Origin of the sequence: Zhongshania sp. R06B22 (genome assembly GCF_040892595.1) — a bacterium.
Lineage (GTDB): Bacteria > Pseudomonadota > Gammaproteobacteria > Pseudomonadales > Spongiibacteraceae > Spongiibacter > Spongiibacter arctica.
On record NZ_JBFRYB010000001.1, the window covers coordinates 495623 to 518348 of the forward strand.

Here is a 22726-nt window from a genome sequence, read left to right on the forward strand (position 1 = left end):
GGTTTACAGCTGGCTATTCGCGCGTTTAATTAGGCTGTGTAATTCTGGCCCGACCATATTGATATCTTCTTCGTACTTGAGCAGTACGTTAAGCGTGTCATCGACTAGCTGCCGCGACAGGCTATCGCAATGCAGTAGCAATAAGCTGCGCGCCCAGTCTATGGTTTCGCTGATGGCGGGTTGCTTCTTTAAATCGAGTTTGCGGACATCGTGTACAAAGTTGACCAATTGGCGGCGCAGTTCGTCGGGGACTTCTGGCACTCTGCTCTGCACAATCCGGCTTTCCAGTTTTGCCTCTGGAAAGGGAATATATAAATGCAGGCAGCGGCGTTTAAGCGCGTCACTGAGGTCGCGGGTGTTGTTGCTGGTTAGAATCACCAAGGGTTTGTGAACGGCTGCTAGGGTGCCAATTTCGGGCAGGGTGACTTTAAAGTCGGCGAGAATTTCTAAGAGCAGTGATTCAAATTCGTAGTCGGCCTTGTCAATTTCGTCTATCAGTAAGACAGCGCCATTGTCGCTTTGCAGGGCTTTGAGCAAAGGCCTTGGTTCTAAAAATCGCTCAGAGTAGAAAATGTCATCGAAATTATGCAGGCGCTCTACCGCATTCGATAAACCATCGGCACCGTCGAGAATCTCGTTGAGTTGTTCTTTTAATACCTGCACATACAGCAGCTGCTTGCTGTATTTCCAATCGTAGAGCGCTTTGCTTTCATCTAAGCCCTCGTAGCACTGCAGCCGAAACATCGGTTTGTTGAGCATGGCGGCGGTGGCATTAGCCAGCTCAGTTTTACCTACACCCGGCGGCCCTTCAATCAGGATGGGGCGTTCCAGCTGCTGCGCAATATAGAGCGTGGTGGCAATGGCGGAGCTGGCGATATAGCCCTGCTCGGCGAGCTTGGCAATGAGCTGATCTATGTCCTTGCGGGCGTCTGTCATAAGGTGTTCCGGTATATTGTATAAGTTAGCCAGAGATCAGTGGTCGTAATGCAGTCCAATGTTGTGGGTAGTTCTTTTTAATCTCTTGGGCATTGGCGAGTTGGTGATCATTAAAATCAAAACCGGGGCACACCGCCTCAGAGACTAGGCCGTGCTCACCGTCTCGAAGTTCAGATGCTTTCCAGTATCCGCCGGGTACCAGCATTTGCAGCTGTTGGCCGGCGGCCAAATCTGGTCCCATAACGACATTCTCTATACTGCCGTCTGGCGCCACTAAGGTGTAGTAAAGGGGGCTGCCGTGCTGCCAAAAGTGGAGTATATCTGAGCGGTTACTATGTAAATGGCCGACCGGGCTGTCTTGAGTGAGCAGATAATATATAGCCGACATAGCAGCTCGGTCGCCGCTCAAATGGCCGGAGGTAAAGGTTCTACAAAAATAACCACCTTCAAGGTGAGGCTCTAAATTGAGCTGCTCAATGAGATCATTGCTGTTGATGTCTGCGGAAACCATAGAGTGCTGCGTTAGCCGCCTGTGGTGTTCATAAATCGAACAATTTGAGGTTCGTCGTCTAAGGAGAAATGATGGCTCTCGGGTTTGAGATCCATGGCCTTGATGATGGCTTGCTGCAATTTTTCCTCATCGCCGGGATAGCGATCAATAAGCTCTTTGAGACTGACTGAGTGTTCATTGCCAAGGCACAGTAACAGACGGCCCTCTACCGTTAGCCGAACGCGATTACATAGATGGCAGAAGTTATTGCTGTGCGGCGATATAAACCCGATCCGCGATGTGCTGTCGGCCATACGATAATAGCGCGATGGCCCACCGGTGTTCTCGGTGGTAGGTGTTAGCGCATAGCGCGCTTCTATCTGGCTGCGAATTTGCTCGCTGCTAATAAAGCTCAGCGCGCGGTCGTGCTCGCTAATATTGCCCAGTGGCATCTCTTCTATAAAGCTAATGTCGATGTGCTTGTCGCGAATGAAGTCGATGAGATCTAAAATTTCGTCATCGTTGCGTCCTTTGAGGATCACCGCATTTAATTTCAGGCGGTCAAAACCAGCATCGCGGGCGGCGTCAATGCCGGTCAATACTTTGTTTAGGTCACCAAAGCGGGTTAATTCCTTAAAGCGGGCGGGCTGCAGGCTGTCTAGGCTTATGTTCATGCCGGTCAGCCCAGCGGCTTTTAGCGGCGCCGCGAATTTATCGAGCTGGGCGCCATTGGTGGTCAGGTGCAGTTGTTCTAGCTGTTCAATTTTCCCCAGGCGCTCTATGAGCGACATCACATTATTGCGCACCATGGGCTCGCCACCGGTCAGGCGAATTTTTTTAACGCCCAGCTGCACAAAACTGCTGGCAATGTCGTACAACTGTTCCAAACTAAGAATTTGATTACGCGGCAAAAAAGTCATATCTTCCGCCATGCAATAGACACAGCGGAAATCGCAGCGATCAGTGACCGATAGGCGAAGGTATTCAACTCCGCGGCCAAAGCGATCTTGTAGTGGGGCGTCAGTGTTAATCATGGCGTCGATATTAGCACATGTATTGAGTGCTGGCAGCGCTGCGTTTCATTATGGTATTTCAGGGTATTAGTGCTATCTGGCCGATATCACAATAATTAATTTTGAATGATAAATAGGGCGATATATGAAATTTTTTAAGACCGTGGCTTTAATGTCAGTCTGTGCGGCAATGCCTGTGTATGCGGCAGACAATGCGGCTAGTACCGTTAGCCCGGCACCAAACCAAGCGGCCACAAGTAACAATGCCGCCCAGTCTGGTGCAATTTATGATCGCAATGGCCAGCCGGTAACTGCGATTCAGGTTGGTAAGGCCCGGGCAGCAGAAGCCGCAGTGAAAAAGGCGGGGGTGGCATCTGACTCGACTGAAGCGGCCATGATCCGCATTAGCATGGGGCAGTCACCGGAAACGGCGTATCAGCCATACGACGGTATTTACGATGCCCAAGGTAATCGCATTAGTAGTCGCCAGGCTGCGGAAGACTTGGCAGTGGAAGAAGTGGTGCGTCGCAGCGGTGCCGAGCCGGGCTCTGAGCGCGAAGCCATTATTCGCGCTGCCGCAGCCGGTGAAGTCGAAACCGCTGAGGGTGATGAAGTTGACGGCCCCACAATGGAAGAGGTCGCTAAGGAAGTCGCTGTGCAGCAAGCTATTTTGCGCACCGGCGTAGCGCCTGGCTCGGCAAACGAGTCGCTGATTCGTATGGGCGCCGATGTCATAATGGAGCGCTACAAAAACTGGAAGTAATGCGCTTCTGAGCGGCGATCCCAATGATCGCCGCAGAATATAATAAAACCCCACCCTGCGCTGCAATTGGCGTTTTTTGCCATCTTCATGTCTCATTTTGTCATTGTCTCTCCGGCTTCGAAGAGTAAAGTGTGAGGCAATTGTGGGGCGTCGATAGTGGCGCTTGCTTAGCACAGTACTGAGACTTGATTGCGCTGTTGTCGCGTCGGGTCAGTTCAGCCGAGGATAAGAATATGACTACCGAGACCAATACGATAAAACGCTACCCCATGCCAATGCCCTTTGGCTGGTTTGCGGTGTCTTATTCTGACGAATTAGCGCCCAGCGAATCACGCGCGGTGCATTATTTTAGTCAAGAGCTGGTGTTGTTCCGTACCGAGGCTGGAAAAGCCGTATTAATGGAAGCCTATTGCCCCCACTTGGGCGCGCATTTGGGCCACGGTATTCACGAGCGCTCCGGCACGGGTGGCGGTCGTATTGAGGGTAATAATATTGTTTGCCCTTTCCACTCTTGGAAATTTAGCCCCGAGGGCGAATGTGTAGAAGTACCCTACGCGAAAAATATGCCGCCGAAGGTAGTGGGTCAAAAATGTCTTAAGACTTTCCCCATCCGCGAAACTAATCAGGTGATTTGGGCTTGGTATCATCCAGATGGTGTTGCGCCGTTGTGGGAAGTGATTAGTCATGAGGAGGCCAATAGCGATGATTGGTCCCCACAAGATCGTTACGAGTGGATTATTCATACCCATCCCCAAGAGATGGCAGAGAACGCCGCTGATCCCGCCCATTTTAAATATGTGCATGGCACGGCTTCTTTCCCCGAGTGGGAAACAACCTACGATGGCTATTTTGTGCGCGGGTTGCAGGTGGCAAATATGCCTACCCCTCGCGGTGAAGTGAAAGGCTCTATTCACACTGGTAGTGCTGGCCCAGGCCAAGGCTATACCAAGTTTGAAGGCATTGCCGACACGTTTTTACTGGGGCTGACCACGCCGATTGACGAGCACAAAGTACAGGTGCGATTCGCGTTCATCCAACCTAAGATAAATGGCGAAGTGAAGAAAGGCGGTGTTAACGCCGCCATCATCGCTAATATTGTTGGTCAGCTTGAGGAAGACAAGCCAATTTGGGAGAATAAAATTTATCGCCCGCTACCTATTCTTTGTGATGGCGACGGCCCGATTGCTAAATTCCGCAAATGGTATAGCAGATTTTATGCGGAAGATTTTGATTCACGGGCTATGTAAGCCCTAGCAATAGGCTTTATCTTCCCTTCTTTACTTGCGTTGTGATCCGGTTAGGCTGTGCCTTGCCGGATTTTCTGTATACTTTGGCTATTCTTAAGACTGCCGGAAAGTGTCATGCGCTTTGTTGTTCCTAGTGTTCTTGTTTTCATCCTCTTTACGCCACTCGCTCATGCTGCCTGCGTGCTGCCCCTGCCACCGCTCAACTTCCCAGACGGTGCAACGGCAGATAGTGAGGCAATGGAATTTAGTAAACGCAGAGTTGAGCGTTATCTCGACAATAGTGCGCGGTTTATAAAGTGCTTAGATACCATGGATAAAACGGCCATCGGCACTGGCCGCGATAACGAGGAGCGCCGCCGTCGTCGTATTAATAGTTACAACGTGGGAATGGAAAATATTGCTAAAGTCGTGCGTGGCTATGAAGAGAGCGTTGAGCAGTTTAATAATCGATAAGGCGAAGGTTTGAAGCCTCAAGCCGTTCTTTTAACATCGGCGTCGCCCGCGCTTCGCCAAGAATAAGTACCTCTTGATTGCCCTTTTTGCTGGCGCTGTTCAGCGGCAAATTCAACTCTTTGATAATGTGCATCACGCGACGAGCGATGGCCTCTCCCGAGTCTATCCAGCTTATCGCTGGCATCAACTCGGCAAGCGGTTTTTGTATTAAAGGGAAGTGGGTGCAGGCCAATACCACTGTGTCCATTTCTGCCGAGCGTGGGTGTGCGTAGAGCGCGGCTTTGATTTCTAATAAAACCTCGTCGATGGCGGTGTTATTCCAGAATAGCGATTCAATGGCCGGTGCCAGAATACGACTACCCACAGGAACGACGCAGCAGTGTGAGGCAAAATCATTGATCAGCTGCGCGGTGTAGGCGCGACCGACAGTGCCAGGAGTAGCGAGCAGGCCAATGACGCCGCTGCGGCTGTGTAATGCCGCTGGCTTTATGGCGGGCACTACGCCGACGACGGGGATATTAAGCACACTGCGAAGCGCCGGTAGCACGGCGGTGCTGGCAGAGTTACATGCCATCACAACAATGTCGGCGGGGTGCCTTTGCAGCAGCGCGGTAACCGCTTGGCAAATATGCGTTACCAGTGCGTCTTCCTGCCACTCGCCGTAGGGAAAACCACCGTGATCCATGGCGTATAGCAGATTTGCTTGGGGAATAAATTCATGAATCGCGGCGCCGATGCTCAAGGAGCCGACGCCGGAGTCAAAAATAAGCACGCGTGGCGCGTGCACTTCGGGGTTCACAGCAGAGCGAGAATTTTATCTGCCGCGCTAACATCAACTGCACCAGCGGGCTCAACTGCTAGGTGGCTGATGGTGCCGTTATCGACAATCATGGCGTAGCGCTGTGAGCGCTTGCCAAGGCCAAAGCCTGAGCCGTCTAATACTAAGCCTAGTGCTTCGGTCAGCTCGCAGTTGCCATCGGCCAACATCATTAATTCTTCGGCATTCTGGCTTTTGCCCCAAGCGTCCATGACAAAGGCGTCGTTTACGGAAAGGCAGGCAATCGTATCCACACCCTTGGCTTTCATTTTGTCGGCATTAACCACATAGCCGGGCAGGTGAGTTAGGGTGCAACCCGGAGTGAAAGCGCCGGGTACGGCAAAGAGCACTACTTTCTTGCCAGAAAAAATCTCTTCACTGCTAATGTCTTGGGGGCCTTTTTCACCCATAACCTTGAGTGTAACTGCGGGAATCTTGTCGCCGGTCTGAATACTCATAGTGGAACCCTTTTATATTTAGTGTAGATGGAAGCTATTTAGACAAAAAGCGCTGATCAGTAATGATAATCAAATTAGCGCGAGCACGGCCTAGTCTAGCAGAGCGGCAGGGCTCTGGTAACGCGGTAAAAACATTGTATTTTTTGCGCCGCTGGGTCTTAGGCGACTTGGCGTACAATGGTTCGATAAACGTGGCTAAAGTTTCTGATATAGGTGGATGTTGTCTTTGATCAGTCGTCAAAAAGTACAGTACGAATGGCAGGTGTTTTTGCTCGCAGTTGGTTTTTTAAGCCGCATACCGGTGCCCGCCGATCCGGATTTTAGTGAAGATAAGCTCAATGGTGCATCGCGCTACTTTCCCTTGGTGGGCATATTGGTGGCAGGGGTCTCGGCGCTGGTATTTGTTGGCGCTGCGGCCTTGTTTGGCAATCAGCTTATTGCCGTGTTACTCGCAATGGTGGCCTCAATACTGCTGACCGGCGCGTTCCATGAAGATGGCTTTGCCGATAGCTGCGACGGTTTTGGCGGTGGTTGGACCCCAGAAGACGTACTGCGAATTATGAAAGACTCACGCATTGGCACTTATGGCGGGGTTGGATTGATATTGGTGCTCAGCTTAAAAGCGGCGGCACTATTTGCTATGGCGACCCCAGCAATTTTGATTAGCGCACTATTTTGGGCGCATATTGTGAGTCGCTGGTTGTCGGTGTCTTATTTACTGGATTTGCACTATGTGCGGGGTGAGGGAAAATCTAAGCCACTGGCAACCACCATGCCCTTATCACATTGGCTGTGGTCGGGATTGCCGATATTAGCGCTATTTGTTTTTACAGATTCACCGCCACTTATTCCGCTCTGTCTGGCTTTACTGGTTTTTCGCTTTGCTTTCGCGGCATATCTGCGCCGCCGCATTGGCGGATACACCGGTGACGCTCTCGGCGCAGCGCAGCAAGTTGCTGAAATTATAGTGTATTTGGTGTTTTTACTCTGACCTCACACTTTGCGGAGTGTGAATACTGCCTTATTTTTCTTGGCACTCTGCTGGGAACCTCCGGTCATAGTGTTACAAGAATTTAAAGCCTGAAACACAGGAACGGGGATAGTGAGATGAATACGAATTTATTGCTTGGCGGAATATTTGGCGCTGTTGCGGTTACCGCTGTAGGCAGTTATGCCGGCTACAACACCTATGTTGAGGCTAGCAAGCCGCGCTTTGCAGAGGTCATTGAGTCTAAACCGGTCACTGAGACTTACTATACCAGCCGCGAAGAGTGTTACGACGAAGTTGTGCAGCACCAATCTGAAGTGAAAGATCAAAATAAGCTTGCCGGCACCATTATTGGCGCGGTCATTGGCGGCGTTATCGGTAAGCAAGTAGGCGGTGGTAATGGTAAAAAGCTCGCCACTGCGGCGGGTGCTGCTGCTGGCGGCTACGCGGGCAATAAAGTACAGGGCAATATGCAGCAAAAAGATGTTTATACCACCACCGAGCGCCGCTGTAATACGGTGCAAGATCCCCAGCAGCGGGTCACTGGATACAGCGTAAGCTATACTCTAAATGGTGAAAAAGGCACGGTGATAATGGATCACGAGCCCGGCGCAACCATCCCGGTTCAAGATGATGGCCAGTTAGTATTGAGCAAGCCGACCACTGAGACGTTATAAGTGTTTTAAAGGCAAGTGGACAAAAAGCGTATGGCTGGCACATTGCATACTGTTGAGATAATAATCGGATTAAGGAAGTAACATTATGGCTAAGACAACATTGAAACGTAGTACCACGGCGATTGTGATGAGTGGCTTCATGGTCTGGACCGGCGTGATAGCAAGCACGGTATCTGCTGGCGTAATCACCACCGATCGCATGGTGGCAGAGTACGCGATCGATGAAAATCGCGCGGCAATGAAAGCGGCCTTGTCGCAGGACAATGTTCGCGAACGACTAGTAGAGCTTGGTGTTTCTCCGGCTGATGTTGGCGCCCGTATCGATGCGCTGACACCGAGCGAGCTGGCGATGCTACAGGAAAAAATGGATCAATTACCTGCTGGTGCAGGCGCCCTTGGTCTGTTGGCCCTCCTTGTGCTGATATTCTTCATTACCGATATTTTGGGTATTACCGATATATTCCCCTTTGTGAATGCGGCTAAGTAGCCTTCTGTTAGCATGCCTGCTTCTGCAGGCATGCTCATCCATCCCTTTAAACGACACCATCGGTTTACTGCCCAAACAACGGCAATTGTCGGTACCGTTCGTGCCTCAGCAAGCATTGTATTGTGGCCCAGCCGCACTCACCGAAATTGCGCGGTTCTGGGGCCTAGAGGCTGATCAGCAAACCCTCGCAAAGCAATTATTCATACCCGGTAAGAGCGGCTCTTTAGCGATTGAAATGCAAGCGGCATCGCGTCGTTTGGGCTTACTTCCCTACCCATTAGCTCGAAATTTGTCGGCAATACTCACCGAAGTAAATGCCGGTCATCCTGTATTAGTATTTCAAAACTTGGGTTTTTCCTGGTTGCCGCAATGGCATTACGCCGTGGTTGTCGGTTATGACCTAGATACCGAAGAGCTGCTGTTACATTCCGGTAGCCACGAAAATTACCGCCTGTCCTTTAAAACATTTATGGCGACATGGGCGCGGACTAGCCACTGGGCAAGGGTATTAACTGACAGTCGTCGGCTTCCTGCCACCGCCAAACCGGCGCAGTACATTGCGCTAGCATATGAGTTTGAGCAAGTTGGCGATGTTGAGCTTGCGCGCTCCTTTTACGCCCTGGCTGCTGAGCAATGGCCACACTCTAAACCGGTGTTAACCGCGCTGGCGAATGTGGCCCTGACTCAGGGAGATACCAGCGCAGCGATAGATTCTTTTGGCCAGCTGCTGCTGACAAACTCAGATGATCCTGCCTTGTGGAATAACTATGCCTTCGCGCTATTGGCTAAAGGTTGTCGCGCTGAGGCCGTGTTAGCAATAGATGAGGCGGTGAGTCTTGCCGAAGATAAATCCTCGTATCGGCAAAGCCGTGATGAAATTCTTGCGGCAAGCGCAAGCCCCAAGCAACAGTGCAGCGGTTTGGTGATGCCCAATAGTAACTAGTTAAGAGGTACATTGAGTAAGTAGGTGCTGTGCCTCAAGCTTTTCTGGCTCAACCGCAAGGAAAGTTGACACACTCACGATTATGAAATTTTCTTCTATCTCTGTTCTTGTTTTTTTAGTAATTCTTTTCTTGCGACTTCCATCATTACTAGTACTTCGCAAGGTGGAAACTGCTCTAGTAATGAAAGTGTACGGTAGCTTGTCCACTCAGCAACCGGATCAAATTTATCTTTCTTTTTAAAGTTTAACTCCTTAAGGCCGACTAAGCATTTACCATGCATTTTAAATGCATCAACTTCTTTTACTGACAATGCGACACCTGGGTTATTTGTTGATATTTTCTCATACGTAAATTCATTTGCATTTGCATTTGCATTTGCTTGAAATGAAAGTACTAATATTATTAAAAGTAGAATTGATCTCATCTTATACCCTTTTGGTATAAAGTTTTGGCAAGCGGCTGTCGCGCGCAGTGATGCAAGTTCAAAGCACGGTTTAGGCTGTCCAGCCACGAAGAGGCTATGGTTGATAAACTTGTTCTATTTATTTATGGCTGCCATCGCACATGGGTTTCGACGCAGTGCCTTTACAACCGCAAAAGAAAACCTTTTTTGATTCTTTGGCCTCATACTTTACTGGCGTGAAATCGCTACCCTTATGAGAGCCGTCGCAAAACGGTTGTGATTTGCTTTCACCACATGCGCACCAGAAATATGATTTCCCGGATTCTACGTCCACTGCATAAGGTGTATCAGATACTCTTTTTGGATTGCTCATTTCTATGTCTCCTTAGGTGATTTTGAAAATATAGCGCTGCGCTCTGGGCAAGTTTCGAGCGCAGTGAACTTGTCCGACAACAAGCGCTTGTTATGAATTTTCAATAAAGTTTTCCAGCGCCCTTTCAAACTCTTTTGTTTCATCAAGCGTGAGAAATGTAACCCAAAATACGGGAAATAGTACCAAGTGATTGAAAGAAACATTGTCGATTGAATATTTGTGACTTGCACTATTTTCGAGGTTCCTAAAAGTGTAGGTGTATTCATTTGGGCGAGTACCCCAGCTTGGGATTAAGCCAAACGAAAGGCCAGTTAACCACTCTTGACTAAGCGCACTATGATACGGGGATATTTTAACGTTGATAATGAAGTTTGCATGTTCCTTAGCTGATACTTGATTTGAGGAGCAAGGTACAGAACTGAAAACGTTTTCTATACTGTTGATATATTTTGACTCTGCTTTTTCAGCCCACTCAGCCCTTTCATTTGTTCCGGTGGTACGCTGCCTCATCTCAGCACTTATTTCTAAGAAGTACTCTATATTGCACTTTCCTTTGCTAAGGCTTGTCTCAGGTGAATTTAACTCATCATCAGTTTTATAGTACGCAACAGTGCATCCTTGAAGGATTAAGATTATTGACAGAAGTACGGTTAATCGCACATTACTCTCCTGAGCTCATAACGCCTGCACCACAGGCCGCGTTGTGGCGAAGCCACGCTTTTAGCTGTCCAGCCCGAAGGGCGATTGTGCCTGCACTTGTTATGTGCCATCTCGTTGCTTAATGTGATCTTGCGTTTCAGCTGGTATTAAGTCAGCGTAAAGATTTTCCAATTCTCTTGGCTTAGTAATTAGTTCTTCAGCGATAAAGTTTAATATGCCAAATAACTTTTGAGCTACTTCGGTATTATCTTCTAAATCTATTTGCCCGGGGTGAACCGCGTTATTACCGATAACCCTAAGCAGATCCAGTGCTTGCTGAATTTTTGGGCTCATACCTTCAGAAACCAGGGCTTTTATATCGTTGTTAATATTTTTACCGCTTTGTCCAACTTGCTCCAGTAGTTTTTGAAGAGCAAGCCGCAAAAGAGCTGTAGACCCTTTTGGCGAGTCGATAAGAATCGATGAGGCCTCGAGATAAAGTTCCTGAATGTCTTCGTTTAGGTCAGAGTTTGGAGGTGGCAATGTCGTTTTCTTAGGGTAAACAATATCTCTTGACACCCACAATGTGAAATCACTACAGGAGGAGCATGTGGCTACCGAAAACCCATCAGGAACAAGCCTATTAAAATTACTTTTGAAATTATGATCAATATTTTTTAAAAACTTGACGATATTATCTTGTGAATAATCAGGGATTGTAGATCTGTAATTTAGATAGAGATGACTAAGAATTCCCGAAGCTTTCTCGCTTGCATTATTCGCAGTAAACCATTCTTGTGTCGCAACCGTATTACAGTGAGGGCACTGAAATTTATTACTTCCATACTCAGGTATCATTAATTGCTCCGAAAGATGATTACACATAACAGCTAGTTATAGAGACTCGCGCTCCTTATCACTTTAGCCCCCTTATCAACGTAGCGGCTTCAGTATGGTTTAAAAAATATTAGGGAATTCAATGAGATGGCGGCTTTGTTATTAGCGCGTGCCGGTAAAGCGAAGACTAACTCCCTATATTTCTGTCTGACATTCCTTTCCCCTGATCATATCGATTTTTATGTTAATTACAATGAGTTAAGTAATTCGTCAGGGAGATAGTGGGAGGGGCGCTACTGTTCACATCCATTGACGGAGCGGAATTAGCAAATATACGGGATATTTAAGCAGCGCCATGCGTTGCGGGAAAGGCTTGCTGATCAGAAAAAACAGCGACTGAAGGCTAGGGTTACGGTACGAGCAAGTTAGCAGATAAATCTGCGCTTTTGTTTAAGCCCTTGCTAGTACCGCCCCTTTTTAGATTTTATAGCCTACCGTTTTTGTTTTGCTTAGCCTGAGCGAACAGGGCGGCCATGGTTGAGTTTGCGTCTTTTTTCGGTGGCGCTTGCTTGGCGGCAGCTGGGGCTCTGCGGCTTCCGCGACGATCACCGCCGTTGTTGCTAGCCTCTTGATCGCTGGCTTTGTCATCAAGGCGCATAGAGAGGGCAATGCGCTTGCGCTGGGCATCCACCTCCATCACTTTCACTTTGACAATGTCGCCGGCTTTAACCACGGTGTGCGGATCTTTAACAAATTGATTTGCCAGCGCAGAGATGTGCACCAAGCCGTCTTGATGGACACCAATATCTACAAACGCCCCAAAGTTGGTGACGTTGGTCACTACACCTTCCAAAATCATGTCGGCTTCGAGATCGGACATCTTTTCGATGCCGTCTTTAAAGGTCGCGGTCTTAAAGTCGGGTCGCGGATCGCGGCCAGGTTTGTCGAGCTCGGCAACAATGTCGGTAATGGTGGGAATACCAAAGCGCTCGTCGGCATACTCGCTAGGTTTGACGCTCTTCAAGAAAGCGCTGTCACCGATAACGTCGTTGACCGCGCGACCACAGCGCTTAACGATTTTTTCGACCACGCTATAGGATTCTGGATGCACGGCAGAGCCGTCCAGTGGATTGTCGCCGCCCATAACGCGCAGGAACCCGGCAGCTTGCTCAAAGGTTTTAGCGCCAAAGCGGCTAACTTCCATTAATTGCGCGCGGTTTTTAAACGCACCGTGTTGGTCGCGATAATCAACAATATTGGCTGAAATGCTTTGATTAAGCCCCGACACCCGAGCCAGCAGGGCCGGCGATGCGGTATTTACATCAACCCCCACGGCATTTACGCAGTCTTCAACCACGGTTTCTAAGGTGCGTGATAAGGCGGTCTGAGATACATCGTGTTGGTATTGACCAACGCCGATGGATTTCGGGTCTATTTTCACCAGTTCTGCGAGCGGATCTTGGAGGCGGCGGGCGATGGAAATAGCGCCGCGAATGGTGACGTCGAGGTTTGGAAATTCCCGTGCTGCGTATTCTGAGGCCGAGTAAATAGATGCGCCAGACTCGTTTACCATTACGCTGGTGCAGCCGAGCTCAGGGTGTGCGGACAGCAGGTCTTTTACAAAGCGCTCAGTTTCCCGGCTTGCGGTGCCGTTGCCAATAGCAATCAAGACCACATTGTGCTTTTTAATCATCGCCAGCAGAATGGCCGCAGATTCGGCTATCTTGTTTTGTGGCGGGGTTGGATAGATGGCGCAGTGATCCAATACTTTGCCGGTGGCGTCGATGGCGGCGACTTTTACACCGGTACGCATGCCGGGGTCGAGGCCTATGGTCGCGCGTTGACCGGCGGGGGCGGCCAATAGTAAATCCTTGAGATTGCGGGCAAAAACATCGATCGCGGCGGTATCGGCGAGCTCGCGTAACTGTCCGAGGAGGTCGGTCTCTAGGTGAGTGTAGAGTTTGATGCGCCAGGTCCAGCGTATGACTTCTTTCAGCCAGGTGTCGGCAGGACGGCCTTCATCGACGACATTCCAGTGCTTGGCGACCATGATTTCGCAGGGGTGAACACTACCTTCGTCTTCACTAAATTTAATCGCCAGGCTCAGAATGCCTTCGTTGCGGCCGCGGAACATAGCCAGTGCGCGATGCGATGGCGTGGTTTTCAAGGCTTCGCTGTGGGCGAAATAGTCGCGAAATTTCTCGCCTTCGTTTTCTTTACCGGTCATAACCGTGCTGCACAGCAGGCCTTCATTCCACAGGAAGTTACGCAGCGTGGCGAGAAGATCGGCATTCTCGCTGAGGCGCTCCATGAGAATGTACTTGGCGCCGTCTAGCGCGGCCTTTACATCAGCAACACCCAATTCGGCATTGATATAGTCTAGGGCCAGGGTTGCAGGATCTTGGCTGGGGTCGCTAAATAAGGTGTCCGCCAGCGGCTGTAAGCCCGCTTCTATGGCAATTTGGCCCTTGGTGCGGCGCCTAGGCTTATAGGGGAGGTAGAGGTCTTCTAGGCGGTTTTTAGTGTCTGCGCTGAGAATGTCGCGCTCTAATTCAGGCGTGAGCTTTTCCTGCTCGCGGATGCTCTTAAGAATACTCTCCCGACGATCTTCCAATTCCCGCAGATAGCCTAGCCGTGTTTCCAGATCCCGCATTTGAGTGTCATCCAGACCGCCGGTGACTTCTTTGCGGTAGCGGGAGATGAAGGGAACGGTGGCGCCCTCATCTAGCAATGTGACGGCGGCGCTAACTTGGGCTTCTTTGACACCTAGTTCTTGGGCGATGCGGTTGGGGATGGAATTCATAGGTCTTCTTTGTCCGGTTTCAGAAGCCGGACATTATGCAAAAACTATCGGTTTGGTGCGAGCCTTTGATTAGCCTGATTTAGGCCGGATCTGACATCGCTAGGGCGTCGAACAGCGCGCAGCATTCGTCATAGAAGTAGCGATACTCTGGACGCAGGTGCTGAGACACCAGTGACATCACTTGGAACACGCCTTGGTGAATCATTATTTCGTTACTGGTATTGCGTTCGCGGAGCTGGTTGTAGTTTAGCCAGAAGGTGAGTGACATGGCGACGTTGTCGCAGAGTCGTTCAAGCATGGTATCGTCGAGATCGATAATGTTCTGGCTTCGCAATTCTAATCCAACCGCGCGAACCGCCTGTACTTTTAGCTCTAGTAACTTCGAGAACCTTTTAGCAATGTGCGGATAGCGCTGCAGAATATCGTTGAGATTACGGTATAGATAGCGATGATTAAATATGTGTTCAAACACAATGTATAAATAGAACCAGGCGTCTTTGGCGCCCAAGCTCTTTTCGATGGGCGCTTTTAAAATATCGATGAGTTCAACTTCATACGCGGCGAACAATTCTTGAATGATCTCCTCTTTACCGTGGAAGTGGTAATAAAGGTTGCCGGGGCTGATGTCCAAATCGTTGGCAATATCGACGGTCGTGACCGTGGGCTCACCTTCCGCGTTGAATAAGCTTAGGCTGCTTAATAATATTTTGTCGCGGGTTTTCATTGGTGTAGCAAACCTCTTGTGATCGAGGCCACAAGGTGCCATGAAGCGAAGGTGGTGTCTAGGTTTGTGATATTTATGGTTAAGCTGTGGGACAGAAAAACCGTAGCGCAAATAAAATAGCCCCACGCCAAGAGTATTGACGTGGGGCTATTTTTCGCCTTCAAACGGCCGCATTAGCGACCGCATCAATGGCCTTACTCGGCTTTAGCAGCTGCTTTTTTTGCAGGCGCTTTGCGAGCAGCTTTAGGCGCAGCGGTTTTGGCAGCAGCAGGTGCTTTAGCAGCTGCTGGCTTAGTCGCTTTGCTTAAGGCATCAACTTTCTTGCTTAAGGCGTCCAGTTTCTTTTCTAAGCGCTGCATGTCGTCTGCGCTAGCACTGTGACCGAAGCCAAGGCTGGCGCGCATTTTACTGATGCGCTCTTCAATTGAAACGGTTTTACCAATGCTAGTCACTTCACCCAGTTTTTCGCGAGCTTGGTTTTCAAGACGACTGCCTTTGTCTACCAAGTCAGTAAACAGGCGAGGGGTCTCTTTGCTGGCTTTTTCGTAACGGTCATGGGCTTCATCATAAGCTCGGCCGTAAGCGCCAAGACCGGCAAGCCAAATGCTCTTCGCCAGTTCACTTGCCTGATTGGTGACATCTTTAAGATCTTGCAGGCTTTTTTTGCTGTCTTTGCTCATGGTGTTCTCCATTGCAAACGGGTCACAGCTTAGACGGCTAGATAAGTTTATTTATAAAACCAATCTACCATTTTCTTGCTATGACCGAATAAGAAAAAAGCACGATCGCCAAGTGGCGCATCGTGCAAAAGCATAGGTGAGATACAGACCTAGGACTTGGTACCTAAAGTAGGTACCGAATGCTTACGATGCGCTGACTTCTGCAGTAGCTTCAGTCGCTTCAGTTTTGCTGCCCGAAACTTTGCCTTTTACTTTATCAAAGCTTTCACGCAGAGTTTTCATCTGGCCTTCAACAGCGGCGTTGCTTTCGCTTTTCAGCTCTTCAAACTTAGCGATAGCCTGTGCCTTGGTGTCGTTAAACTTAGTCACAACTTGTGACTTGCTGCTTTCAATTTTACCAGTCAGTTCAGTTTTGCTTTCTTCAAACTTGGATACAGTGCTGCTTTGAACTTTCTCGCCGCGCGCTATCAAGCTGTCGAATAATTCGTTGCGCTTGCTGTAAGTATCTTTAACTTTACCTTCAGTTTCTTTAAGCTTGGCTTCAGTTTGCTTAAGCAAGTCTTGGCTTTGTTCAAATACTTTGCCGGCTAGACCAAGGTTGGCTAGGAATAAGTCTTTGGCTAGCGTGTTAGTTTTTTCGATTTTAGTTGCTTCAGTCATGTTGGTGTCCTCAATAAAAATTAGTGGGCTTATGGTGGGCCCGGTTCAGCCGAGAACTGCATAACCTCGCTGATTGGAAGTAAGGTTACGGATAAAAATTAGAAACTGCATACTAAAATCAAATTTTGTCCTGCGATGCCCCGTCTTCTTCTAGTCAGCAGGTATTAATATTTGTGATTACTCAGTAAATCCCGATTGCACCCTAGGCATTATTACGGTTATATAACTGTCACTATTTTGTGTAGCTTAATGTCAGAGGTTCTACCTTGCCGATGTTAAGCGCGCTGCACCCAGCGCCGGTTTGATAGTTCGAGAGGGTAATATGGATAATAAGAATAAATTTGCGAGTGTTGCCAGAGTTGCCGCGCCAGGGATTTTAAGCACAGCGAAGGAGTTGCGTGTTGTTTTTGAAATGCTCGCCATGGCATCGTTTCGATCTCGGCTGGATAATATTCAGACTGGCGATGGCCACCCCATTGTTGTGGCGCCGTCTTTTATGACCGGCGACGGTGGAACGGCTGCACTGCGAGCATTTTTGCGGCGTTCAGGCTTTGCAGCTTATGGTTGGGATCAAGGCCGCAATACTGGACTGCGGGAACAGGTATACCTTGATTTTGAAAGCCATATTAAAGATTTAGCGGCGCGCTATGGTCGCAAAGTCAGTCTGGTGGGTTGGAGTTTGGGTGGTGTCTACGCCCGAACAATGGCGAATAAAAATCCAGATATTATCCGCCAGGTTATTACGCTGGGGTCGCCAATCCATATCCCAGATATGAGCGGTGTTACTGGACCCGTATTAAAGCTCTATGAAATGCTAAATCCCGGTGCGATGACCGATCCAATGTTGGGCTGGGGAGATTGCTGGCGCGATACCCCGAAAGTGCCATCGACTGCTATTTATAGCGAAGGTGATGGCATTGTTGACTGGAGCTTCTGTGTTGATAAAACCTTGAATGTCGACACTGAGAATTTGCGGGTGCCGGGTAGTCACGTGGGCTTAACCCATAATCCGGCGGTGATGTACGCGATTGCAGATCGTCTGGCTCAGCGTGAAGGACAGTGGCGGCCCTTTGATTTGAGCGGTTTTAGAGGCCGCGTATATGGCCGAACACCCGCGCCTGTCGCGGTTAAAGAAGGCTTGCTGAATGTTGGCGCTTAGCCCGCTGCGTTCAGCAGCTCTTCTAGGCAGTGCACTTTAATCCCATAAAAACCTTTTAATTCTGAGATTTGCGTCAATATTGCGCTGTTGTCCCGCGGATGTTGGCGTTTTTGCGCCAGTATCATTTTATTCTTGTTAGTGTGCTCCAGCGAAATAAACTCAAATACCTGGGTGTCGTAGCCGTTTGCTTCTAAGAGTAGCGCGCGCAAGCCGTCGGTTACCATTTCTGCCTCTTGGCCGAGATGAATGCCATGCTGTAGCAGCGGGGCGAGTACCGATGGGCTTTTGAGCTGCGGTCGAATCTGTTTGTGGCAGCAAGGTGAGCACATAATGATGTCGGCATTACTGCGAATTCCCATGTTAATGGCGTAGTCTGTCGCCGTGTCGCAGGCGTGTAGCGCAATCATAATATTGATGTTTTGCGCTGCGAAATGCTGGACATCGCCCTGTTCAAATTTAATGCCTTCCAGGCTTAACTTGGCGACCGTTTGATTACATAAGTCGACTAAACCCTGTCGTAATTCCACGCCCGTGACTTGGGGTTTGATGGCGAGGGTGTCGTTGAGATAGTCGTGAACGGCAAAGGTCAGATAGGCTTTACCGGAGCCAAAATCTGCAATATGAATTTCCTGCTGATCGCTAAGCCCAGTATTTTCAATAGCCTTAGATAGCACTTCAATAAATCGATTGATCTGCTTCCACTTGCGAGACATGGCCGGAATGATCTGCGCCTTCGCATCGGTAACGCCCAACGCCGCTAGGTAGGGGCGGTCTTGTTTAACGAAGCGATTTTTTTCTCGGTTATGTGATAGCTGACTATCTGGCAACTCTGCACTGGCTTCTGGCTGGGCTTGGTCATTTGCAATGCGATGCTCATTGAGCAGCGCTTTGCCTTTTTTGCTGAAACGCAATTGAATTTCTGCGGCTTGGCTAAGCAAATGCGCGTTTTTAAAGTCAGCTCCCAGCCAGTGTGACAATAGGCTTAGTGACTCGTCGAGCGTGATGTTTTTGGTGATGTGGTTTGTCTGGTATTCGTATAGAAAGGAAAGTATCTGACTATTTTTTATCAGCACAGGGCGTACTGTTATGCGCTTTAGGTCGATGTCGTCGCCCTGATACTTTGATAAGACCAAGCGTTGAAACGAGCCGTTATTGAAGGCCTGTTGATACTGATCAAGAAAGTATTGGGTTTCTTCGGGGGTGCTTGTGACCGACATTTTCGACCTATGTTCTGGGATTGCTAAGATACAGTCGCACTATATTTTTAACAGTATAGTGCAAGGCTAGGGCATTTTAGTCAGCCAAAAAAAAGGGCAGCTAAGCTGCCCTTTTTGCATTATACGACGGTTTAGCCTTTAGGGCCGGCCGCGATAATAGCGTCAGAGACATCAAAGTTAGTGATGTTCTTTTGGAATAACTTAGCGAGTTTGCTGGCTTCAGCATCATAAGCGCTGTCGTCGCCCCAGGCTTTACGTGGATTGACATATTTGTCATCTACGCCCGGAATTGACTTGGGAATCGTTAAGTTAAGTGCTTCAAGGGTCTCGGTTTCTGCGCCGATCAGCAGGCCGTTTTGGGCCGCTGCAACAACTGCGCGAGTTACCGGAATCGGAAAGCGTGAACCCGTGCCGCCAGCAGCGCCTGAGCCGCCAGTCCAACCGGTATTTACCAGGTAAACCTGTGATTCGAAGTCGTCGATACGCTTCATTAATAGTTCAGCGTATTCACCCGCAGCACGCGGCATAAACGGCGCGCCGAAACAGGTAGAGAAAGTCGGGTGGATACCCGCTTCTGCGCCTAATTCAGTAGAGCCAACGCGCGCAGTGTAGCCACTTAGAAAGTGGAAGGCCGCGGCTTCTTTAGACAGAATTGAAATGGGTGGAATAACACCAGAAACGTCGCAGGTCAGGAAGATAACGGTCTTGGGCTCACCAGCGGCATTTTCGATAACACGCTTATCAACGTTTTCTAGCGGATAGCAGCAGCGTCCGTTTTCGGTCAGGCTGGTATCGTCGTAGTCCGCGTGGCGGCTGTGCTCGTCAATAACAACGTTTTCTACAATGGAGCCAAAGCGAATGGCGTCCCAAATAATGGGTTCATTTTGCTGACTTAAATTGATGGTTTTTGCGTAGCAGCCGCCTTCAATATTGAAAACCGAGCCTTTCGCCCAGCCGTGTTCGTCATCGCCGATTAAATAGCAGCTAGGATCGGCTGACAGGGTGGTTTTACCAGTGCCAGACAAGCCAAAGAATAAGGTGGTGTTGCCGCTTTCATCAACGTTTGCCGAGCAGTGCATTGGCATGACGTCTTTTTCTGGCAGTAGGAAATTCTGCACAGAGAACATCGCTTTTTTCATCTCGCCCGCATAACGCATGCCGGCTAGCAGTACTTTGCGCTGGGCGAAATTGATAATGACGCAGCCGTCAGAGTTGGTGCCGTCACGCTCTGGCTCGCAAACAAAACCAGCGCAGTTGATGATGGTCCACTCTTCCTTGGCTTTAGGATTGTATTTGCTCGGGCGTACAAACATATTGCGGCCAAATAGGCCTTGCCATGCGGTTTGGGTATTAACAACAACAGGGATGTAGTGATCTTCGTGGGCGCCAACGTGCAGGTTGGAAACAAAGCTGTCGTGATCTGCGAGATAGTCTTCTACGCGATCCCACAGAGCGTCAAATTTAGCTGCCTCGAAAGGACGGTTAACGCTCGTCCAGTCGATGGAATCAGATGTGGAAGGTTCTTGCACAATATAGCGGTCGCCCGGTGATCGACCGGTACGCTTGCCTGTGGTGACTACTAGTGCACCGCTATCTGCCAGTTGGCCTTCGCCGCGGCTGAGGGCCTGCTCAATCAATTGCGCGGGCGTTAAATCTTTGTATATGGTCGTTTCAGCACTCATTCTCTGTATTCCTGTCACGTAATCCTGAGAGCAGCCTAGGTCAAGCAGCGGGGTCGGAGAGCAAATAGAACCCCCGTTTTGGCTGATAATTTGGGGCTGCATTATTACAAAAAACCCCTAGTAGCGCTAACCTTTGCTGGTATAAATCTGCGTTTGGGCCATTTTTCGGTATTAATGGCGCGTAATTGTGGTGTTTTGGTTGAACATTGCGGCGATGTCAGAGGGGGTAAACTGGTATAAACGGTTGCAGAATTCGCAGTTGGTTTCTACTTTGCCCTGTTCCTCGATAATATCGTTTAGCTCTGTCTGTCCAATCGATACTAGGGCTTTCTCAACCCGCTCGCGACTGCATTGGCAGCGCGCAATCAGGGGTTTTGCGTCAAATAAGCGCACCGCGTCCTGATGATAGAGCCGATAGAGCAGGACATCGGCGTCTAGCGCAAGTAGCTCATCGTTTTGGATGGTGTCGGCAATGGCGGTGACATGTTGCCAGCGGTCTTTGTCCGGGGCCTTGCTGGGGAGTTCCTGCAGCATAAGCCCGGCAGCGCTATTGGCGTCTGCACAGAGCCAAATACGGGTAGAGAGTTGCTCACTCTGTTCGAAATACGCTTCTAAGCAAGCCGCCAAGCTGGCGCCGTTTAGGCTGACAATGCCCTGATAGGGCTTGCCGTTCTTGGGGTGTATGGTCATGGCAAGCTGACCGTTGCCGATCAGTGTTTTAAAGTCGAGACTCATCGCTTCGTTGGCGTCGCGGGCAATAGCGCGCAGTTCTCGTTCAGAATTCGCTTCAGCCATAATAAGTGGAACCTCACCATTGCCGCGAACTTGCAGGATCAGCGAGCCCTCAAACTTAATGGTTGCGCTTAATAGGCTGGCGGCGGCGAGGAACTCGCCTAGCAAATTTGCCACCCCTGGCGGGTAGTGGTGGATGCTCAGAATATCTCGGTAGCTTTTTTCTAAACGAACGTGCTCACCGCGAACATCGGTATTGTCGAAAATAAAGCGGTTGATGGTGTCGCTCATGGGGGTATTGAATTCCGTAACTGAGTTGAGGAGGAATTATATCGCTTCCGCTTATATTTATCTGTGTTGAACGTCATTCGAGACTTTGGGCCGGCGGTAATTTTGCGCTCTGGCCAGTGCCAAGGTGAGTTATTCGCCTATGCGTTGAAAGCGATGAATTTGCCTGCGCTGTTTTTTGTTGGGGCGCTCTGGGTGGGCGAAGGCTGAACCGAGGGCTTTGCGATCGGCGGCGTCTTGCTCGCGCTTGGCAATACTGTCGGCGGTTTCCTGATAAAGCAGCGCTGCTTCGCTTGCGCCGCGGCGTTGATCAGACAGTGCGATGACGGTGACGATCTTAGTATCGAAGCCGACCTTAAGACTTAATTCGGCGGCAACTTGGACTTCTTTGCTGACTTTGCAGCGAGCGCCATTGTATTGAACTTTGCCACCCTCGATGGCTTGTTTGGCTAGGCTGCGAGTTTTATAAAAACGCGCTGCCCATAGCCATTTATCGAGACGAATGCCGCTGCTAGATGTTTGTGTCATACCGTTACTTTATATCGAAGATATACGTGAAGGATAGTGCCTAAGCGGTCGGCGGAGTAATAGGTAAAACTTCCGCAAAACTCAGAACCGCGGGATAAGTGAGCAAGTCGCGTGCGGCCTGCTTGCTATCTGGTTGGCGCAAAGTAAGCAGGTGGCGAATACCGAATGTCGCCGCCGCGTCTAGAACGCTGGCAGTGTCATCGACCAAAAGGCTGCGCTCTGGGTCAAAATGCCAGTGTTGCTGCAGTTCACGCCAAAATTCAGGATCTTCTTTGGGCTTGCCGAACTGGTGTGAGCTGATGATTTTACTGATCTGCTGGCCAAGATCGGTGTACTCAAGTTTGAGATTCAGACTGCCGTGGTGCGCATTGGTGACTAGCCAGGTTTCACAATGACTGGCGCTGAGCGCGTCGAGAAAGGCTTTGGTGCTGGGGTGTGGCGCAATCAGGTGAGCGACTTCGCGCTTGAGCGCAACAATATCTACCTTGAGCTGGTCTGACCAATAATCTAGGCAATACCAGTTTAGCGAGCCTTTCTCCGCCATTATGCGATTCATTAATTGTTCGCTAACGCGATCTGGATCTCCACCATGGATTTCGACGTAGCGTCGTGGCAGATGTTGGGTCCAGAAAAAGTTGTCGTAGTGCAGGTCTAAAAGGGTGCCGTCCATATCGAGAAGGACAGTGTCTATTGCTTGCCAGTCAATCATAGGGTGCCATAGCTGACGG

At 49.6% G+C, this 22726-nt stretch carries 26 protein-coding genes; 8 read left to right on the forward strand and 18 right to left on the reverse strand.

Translation table 11 applies throughout. From position 1 onward, the window contains the following. Positions 1–3 precede the first annotated feature (3 nt). The 3 genes from AB4875_RS02240 to moaA are packed head-to-tail and all read right to left on the reverse strand — an operon-like array spanning position 4 to position 2460. Positions 4–936: an AAA family ATPase gene (locus AB4875_RS02240; protein ID WP_368374411.1), complete on the reverse strand. Its 933-nt coding sequence runs from the start codon at positions 934–936 to the stop codon at positions 4–6. A 25-nt stretch (positions 937–961) separates the two neighbouring features. After that, positions 962–1447, reverse strand: a complete 486-nt coding sequence (locus tag AB4875_RS02245; RefSeq protein WP_368374412.1) for a cupin domain-containing protein — start codon at positions 1445–1447, stop codon at positions 962–964. Between the two features lie 11 nt (positions 1448–1458). Beyond that, the gene (gene moaA / locus AB4875_RS02250; RefSeq protein WP_368374413.1) at positions 1459–2460 is read right to left on the reverse strand and encodes a GTP 3',8-cyclase MoaA; all 1002 of its coding nucleotides are present in this window, start codon (positions 2458–2460) and stop codon (positions 1459–1461) included. Positions 2461–2584: 124 nt separating this feature from the next. On the opposite strand from moaA, the gene AB4875_RS02255 reads away from it, so the two are divergent. The 3 genes from AB4875_RS02255 to AB4875_RS02265 all read left to right on the forward strand — a co-directional run bounded on the left by AB4875_RS02255 (position 2585) and on the right by AB4875_RS02265 (position 4902). Beyond that, a complete protein-coding gene (locus AB4875_RS02255; RefSeq protein ID WP_368374414.1) occupies positions 2585–3202 on the forward strand; it encodes a hypothetical protein in 618 nt (205 codons plus the stop codon). 233 nt (positions 3203–3435) lie between these two features. Beyond that, positions 3436–4449 carry an aromatic ring-hydroxylating oxygenase subunit alpha gene (locus AB4875_RS02260; protein ID WP_368374415.1) on the forward strand — a complete coding sequence of 338 codons (1014 nt, stop codon included), beginning with the start codon at positions 3436–3438 and terminating at the stop codon, positions 4447–4449. Between the two features lie 114 nt (positions 4450–4563). Further along, positions 4564–4902 carry a hypothetical protein gene (locus AB4875_RS02265; protein ID WP_368374416.1) on the forward strand — a complete coding sequence of 113 codons (339 nt, stop codon included), beginning with the start codon at positions 4564–4566 and terminating at the stop codon, positions 4900–4902. Here AB4875_RS02265 and murI read toward each other — a convergent pair. Both murI and AB4875_RS02275 read right to left on the reverse strand, forming a co-directional pair. Next, positions 4889–5674, reverse strand: a complete 786-nt coding sequence (gene murI / locus AB4875_RS02270; protein WP_368374417.1) for a glutamate racemase — start codon at positions 5672–5674, stop codon at positions 4889–4891. The two genes, AB4875_RS02265 and murI, sit on opposite strands and share 14 nt — an antisense overlap. A 23-nt stretch (positions 5675–5697) precedes the next feature. After that, a complete protein-coding gene (locus tag AB4875_RS02275) occupies positions 5698–6177 on the reverse strand; it encodes a peroxiredoxin (protein WP_368374418.1) in 480 nt (159 codons plus the stop codon). Between the two features lie 226 nt (positions 6178–6403). Here AB4875_RS02275 and AB4875_RS02280 point away from each other — a divergent pair, with 226 nt between their 5' ends. The 4 genes from AB4875_RS02280 to AB4875_RS02295 all read left to right on the forward strand — a co-directional run bounded on the left by AB4875_RS02280 (position 6404) and on the right by AB4875_RS02295 (position 9272). Beyond that, on the forward strand, positions 6404–7168 hold the full coding sequence (locus tag AB4875_RS02280) for an adenosylcobinamide-GDP ribazoletransferase (protein WP_368374419.1): 765 nt from the start codon (positions 6404–6406) through the stop codon (positions 7166–7168). Positions 7169–7284: 116 nt separating this feature from the next. Beyond that, complete coding sequence (locus AB4875_RS02285) at positions 7285–7842, forward strand: glycine zipper 2TM domain-containing protein (protein WP_368374420.1); 558 nt, start codon at positions 7285–7287, stop codon at positions 7840–7842. Between the two features lie 85 nt (positions 7843–7927). Next, positions 7928–8329: a PA2779 family protein gene (locus AB4875_RS02290; RefSeq protein ID WP_368374421.1), complete on the forward strand. Its 402-nt coding sequence runs from the start codon at positions 7928–7930 to the stop codon at positions 8327–8329. Beyond that, a complete protein-coding gene (locus tag AB4875_RS02295; RefSeq protein WP_368374422.1) occupies positions 8316–9272 on the forward strand; it encodes a PA2778 family cysteine peptidase in 957 nt (318 codons plus the stop codon). Before AB4875_RS02290 ends, AB4875_RS02295 begins: the two co-directional genes overlap by 14 nt. Positions 9273–9367: 95 nt before the next feature. On the opposite strand, the gene AB4875_RS02300 is transcribed toward AB4875_RS02295, so the two are convergent. From AB4875_RS02300 to AB4875_RS02335, 8 genes are all read right to left on the reverse strand, one after another. Then, on the reverse strand, positions 9368–9697 hold the full coding sequence (locus AB4875_RS02300; RefSeq protein ID WP_368374423.1) for a hypothetical protein: 330 nt from the start codon (positions 9695–9697) through the stop codon (positions 9368–9370). A 118-nt stretch (positions 9698–9815) separates the two neighbouring features. After that, positions 9816–10049 (reverse strand): CDGSH iron-sulfur domain-containing protein, encoded by a 234-nt coding sequence (locus AB4875_RS02305; protein WP_368374424.1) that lies wholly within the window; start codon positions 10047–10049, stop codon positions 9816–9818. A gap of 90 nt (positions 10050–10139) precedes the next feature. Beyond that, positions 10140–10709 (reverse strand): hypothetical protein, encoded by a 570-nt coding sequence (locus AB4875_RS02310; RefSeq protein WP_368374425.1) that lies wholly within the window; start codon positions 10707–10709, stop codon positions 10140–10142. 99 nt (positions 10710–10808) lie between these two features. Next, a complete protein-coding gene (locus tag AB4875_RS02315) occupies positions 10809–11546 on the reverse strand; it encodes a DUF4145 domain-containing protein (protein WP_368374426.1) in 738 nt (245 codons plus the stop codon). 463 nt (positions 11547–12009) lie between these two features. Continuing rightward, positions 12010–14328, reverse strand: a complete 2319-nt coding sequence (locus AB4875_RS02320; RefSeq protein ID WP_368374427.1) for a Tex family protein — start codon at positions 14326–14328, stop codon at positions 12010–12012. A 79-nt stretch (positions 14329–14407) separates the two neighbouring features. Further along, entirely contained in the window at positions 14408–15052 is a 645-nt protein-coding gene (locus tag AB4875_RS02325) for a TetR/AcrR family transcriptional regulator (RefSeq protein ID WP_368374428.1), read from the reverse strand. A gap of 194 nt (positions 15053–15246) precedes the next feature. Beyond that, positions 15247–15732: a phasin family protein gene (locus AB4875_RS02330; protein WP_368374429.1), complete on the reverse strand. Its 486-nt coding sequence runs from the start codon at positions 15730–15732 to the stop codon at positions 15247–15249. 183 nt (positions 15733–15915) lie between these two features. Then, positions 15916–16392: a hypothetical protein gene (locus AB4875_RS02335; RefSeq protein ID WP_368374430.1), complete on the reverse strand. Its 477-nt coding sequence runs from the start codon at positions 16390–16392 to the stop codon at positions 15916–15918. A 322-nt stretch (positions 16393–16714) separates the two neighbouring features. Between AB4875_RS02335 and AB4875_RS02340 the strand changes: the two genes are divergently transcribed. Next, positions 16715–17551, forward strand: a complete 837-nt coding sequence (locus AB4875_RS02340; RefSeq protein WP_368374431.1) for an esterase/lipase family protein — start codon at positions 16715–16717, stop codon at positions 17549–17551. On the opposite strand, the gene AB4875_RS02345 is transcribed toward AB4875_RS02340, so the two are convergent. The 5 genes from AB4875_RS02345 to yrfG all read right to left on the reverse strand — a co-directional run bounded on the left by AB4875_RS02345 (position 17548) and on the right by yrfG (position 22707). Continuing rightward, positions 17548–18768: a class I SAM-dependent methyltransferase gene (locus tag AB4875_RS02345; RefSeq protein ID WP_368374432.1), complete on the reverse strand. Its 1221-nt coding sequence runs from the start codon at positions 18766–18768 to the stop codon at positions 17548–17550. The genes AB4875_RS02340 and AB4875_RS02345 overlap by 4 nt on opposite strands. A gap of 131 nt (positions 18769–18899) precedes the next feature. Then, entirely contained in the window at positions 18900–20552 is a 1653-nt protein-coding gene (locus AB4875_RS02350; protein ID WP_368374433.1) for a phosphoenolpyruvate carboxykinase, read from the reverse strand. Positions 20553–20621: 69 nt separating this feature from the next. Next, on the reverse strand, positions 20622–21473 hold the full coding sequence (gene hslO, locus AB4875_RS02355) for an Hsp33 family molecular chaperone HslO (protein WP_368374434.1): 852 nt from the start codon (positions 21471–21473) through the stop codon (positions 20622–20624). Between the two features lie 129 nt (positions 21474–21602). Next, complete coding sequence (hslR, locus tag AB4875_RS02360; RefSeq protein WP_368374435.1) at positions 21603–21998, reverse strand: ribosome-associated heat shock protein Hsp15; 396 nt, start codon at positions 21996–21998, stop codon at positions 21603–21605. Positions 21999–22038: 40 nt separating this feature from the next. Continuing rightward, positions 22039–22707: a GMP/IMP nucleotidase gene (gene yrfG / locus AB4875_RS02365; protein ID WP_368374436.1), complete on the reverse strand. Its 669-nt coding sequence runs from the start codon at positions 22705–22707 to the stop codon at positions 22039–22041. Positions 22708–22726: the final 19 nt, after the last annotated feature.